The 2714-nt window shown below is 41.5% G+C and carries 2 protein-coding genes; both read left to right on the plus strand.

Annotated features, from left to right (window positions below):
• Positions 1 to 354 precede the first annotated feature (354 nt).
• Positions 355 to 1281 (plus strand): CDF family zinc efflux transporter Cdf31, encoded by a 927-nt coding sequence (gene cdf31 / locus O9332_RS22950; protein WP_002762471.1) that lies wholly within the window; start codon positions 355 to 357, stop codon positions 1279 to 1281.
• A 46-nt stretch (positions 1282 to 1327) separates the two neighbouring features.
• Entirely contained in the window at positions 1328 to 2404 is a 1077-nt protein-coding gene (gene rfbB, locus O9332_RS22955; protein WP_043999394.1) for a dTDP-glucose 4,6-dehydratase, read from the plus strand.
• Positions 2405 to 2714 lie beyond the last annotated feature (310 nt).

Consider the following 2714-nt stretch of genomic DNA (forward strand, 5'->3'; position numbering starts at 1 on the left):
TTTATAGAGACAGACATTGCCGCAATTTTTGTCAATTGTTTGCGATCTGGAGCGAACTAATCAATTAAATCTCTTGCCAGATAAGGATTGAGTCGATTTATGCCCCCCTATCGAACCATAACAAGTCCCGAAGAGCCAAAATGAATAATAATCAATTAAATGGTCTATTTACCGACTTTAGGCAATTTAATCCTTATTTTTGCCCTTTTTCAACCCTCAAGTAGTTGGGTTTTTGGGGTTTTGGGGTTTTAGTTGAAATTTCCCTGATAACTGATAACTTACCCACTGATAACTTACCCACTGATAACTGATAACTGATAACTTACCCACTGATAACTGATAACTGATAATCCTGTGGCTGTTTTAAAAGATAATCGGGCTACCGTCCAAAAAGTTCTCTGGATCACCCTACTGCTGAACATTTTGGTTATGGCGATCAAAGCGGGGGTGGGTTTGAGGATTGGTGCTTTAAGTCTGCAAGCGGATGCTCTCCATAGTGTCACCGATAGTGCCAATAATGTCTTGGGATTAGTAGCGATGCGGTTTTCCTCTCCCTATCCAGATCGAGATCATCCCTACGGACATCTGAAATACGAAGCGATCGGAGCTTTAGCGATCGCCGCATTTTTGGGGATTGCCTGTTTTGAAATCTTGCAAGGGGCGGTCATGAGTATTATCAAAGGAGGCAAACCCGTCGAGATTGCAGGTCCTGAGTTATGGCTATTAATTATCGTTTTAGGGGTGAATATTTTTGTCACCTATTATGAAAGATCGGTGGGGCAGCGTGTCGGTAGTGCGATTTTGATTGCCGATGCTCGTCATACCATGAGTGATGTGTGGGTGACAATTACGGTTTTATTGGGTTTAGTCGGGGTTTGGGTGGGCAATACGGCTAATATTCCCCAATTACAATGGTTAGATGTGATTTTGTCCTTTCCCGTCGCTTTTTTGGTGTTTAGCAGTGGTTGGAAAGTCCTGATGGAGAATTTACCTTTGTTAGTGGATGAAATGGCGATCGCTCCTGAGGTGATTCATCAAATTGTCCTGGAGGTGCCGGGGGTGCTTAATTGTCATGCGATTGCGTCTCGGGGAGTGGTGGGAAGACAGGTATTTATAGAAATGCACCTAGTTGTCTCCGCTCAAGATGTGGAAACTGCTCACGCAATCACGGAAGCGGTGGAAGCAAGATTAAGCCAACAATTTAGCCCTGTGAGAATTTTAATTCACGTTGAACCGCCGGATTATCACTCTGATCGGATCACTTTTGATGAAGAAGTGTGAAGCAAAAAAGCCTAAAATAAGTAGCGAACTTTTGCTAGAGGTGGCCATGACGACGGAGAATCAAGCTAGAAGCATAGTAGTTACTGGTGGAGCAGGATTTATCGGCTCGAATTTTGTTCATCATTGGTGCGAGAATTATCCTGAGGATCGTGTAATTGTTCTTGATGCTCTTACCTACGCGGGCAATTTGAATAATTTAGCGACACTGAAAGATAGAAAGAATTTCCGTTTTCTGCAAGGGGATATCTGCGATCGAGCTTTAGTTGATGAATTATTTGCCGGTGAAAATATCGATACAGTTGCCCATTTTGCTGCCGAATCCCATGTGGATCGATCGATTCTTGGACCTAGGGCTTTTGTGCAAACTAATGTGGTGGGAACTTTTACTCTATTAGAAAGTTTTCGGCAACATTGGTTAAGTAATCATCAACCCGATAACTATCGTTTTCTGCACGTTTCCACCGATGAGGTTTATGGCAGTTTAGGAGTAGATGATCCGGCTTTTACCGAAACTACTCCCTATGCTCCTAATAGTCCCTATTCTGCCTCAAAAGCGGGGAGTGATCATCTAGCGAGAGCTTATTTTCACACCTACGGAATGCCGACAATTATTACTAATTGCTCTAATAATTATGGTTCCTATCATTTTCCCGAAAAGTTAATTCCTTTGATGTGTATTAATATTCTTTTGGGTAAACCTTTACCCGTTTATGGTGATGGTCAAAATGTTCGAGATTGGTTATATGTTCGGGATCATTGTCAAGCTTTAGATACAGTTATTCACAAAGGCAAAGCGGGAGAAACCTATAATATTGGCGGAAATAATGAGGTAAAAAATATCGATTTAGTCAGGATGTTATGTGAGTTAATGGATGAATTAGCTCCCGATTTACCCGTGAAACCTGCTCAGAATTTAATTACCTTTGTTAAGGATCGCCCCGGACATGATCGCCGGTATGCTATTGATGCCAGTAAAATTCGCACTGAATTAGGTTGGCAACCTCAAGAAACGGTAGAGGGGGGATTAAGAAAAACCATTCAATGGTATCTCGATCATCGGGATTGGTGGCAACCTTTGTTATCCAAAGAATATCAAGAGTATTATGGGAAAGTTTACGGTTAGAGAGGGGTAAAAACTAGACCTCTTGTAAAAATCACAAATTGTTGTTAGGGTTAGGAGTCAGTAGCCAGTAGTCAGGAGTCAGGAGAATTAAGAATGAGCATTAATCAGTTAAATGGTCTATTTAGGGCTTGCTGAATAATGGTAAAACCCTTTTAAAATAAGGCTTTTGACCTGTTAAAGTCCGATGTTAGTGCAAGAAAATAGGATTGGGACTTTCAAAAACCTTGCATTATCCTTCTTTTAGTACATCGCTTGGTACACAAAACAAGGGAAACAAAGCATGAAACGACTGGCTACTGACTCCTGACTC

Source organism: Microcystis sp. LE19-10.1B (genome assembly GCF_027530565.1).
GTDB classification, from domain to species: Bacteria; Cyanobacteriota; Cyanobacteriia; order Cyanobacteriales; family Microcystaceae; genus Microcystis; species Microcystis aeruginosa.

Bases quoted from the DNA above. Each gene is read 5' to 3' on its own strand.
- rfbB (WP_043999394.1), top strand. From the start codon at position 1,328: ATGACGACGGAGAATCAAGCTAGAAGCATAGTAGTTACTGGTGGAGCA.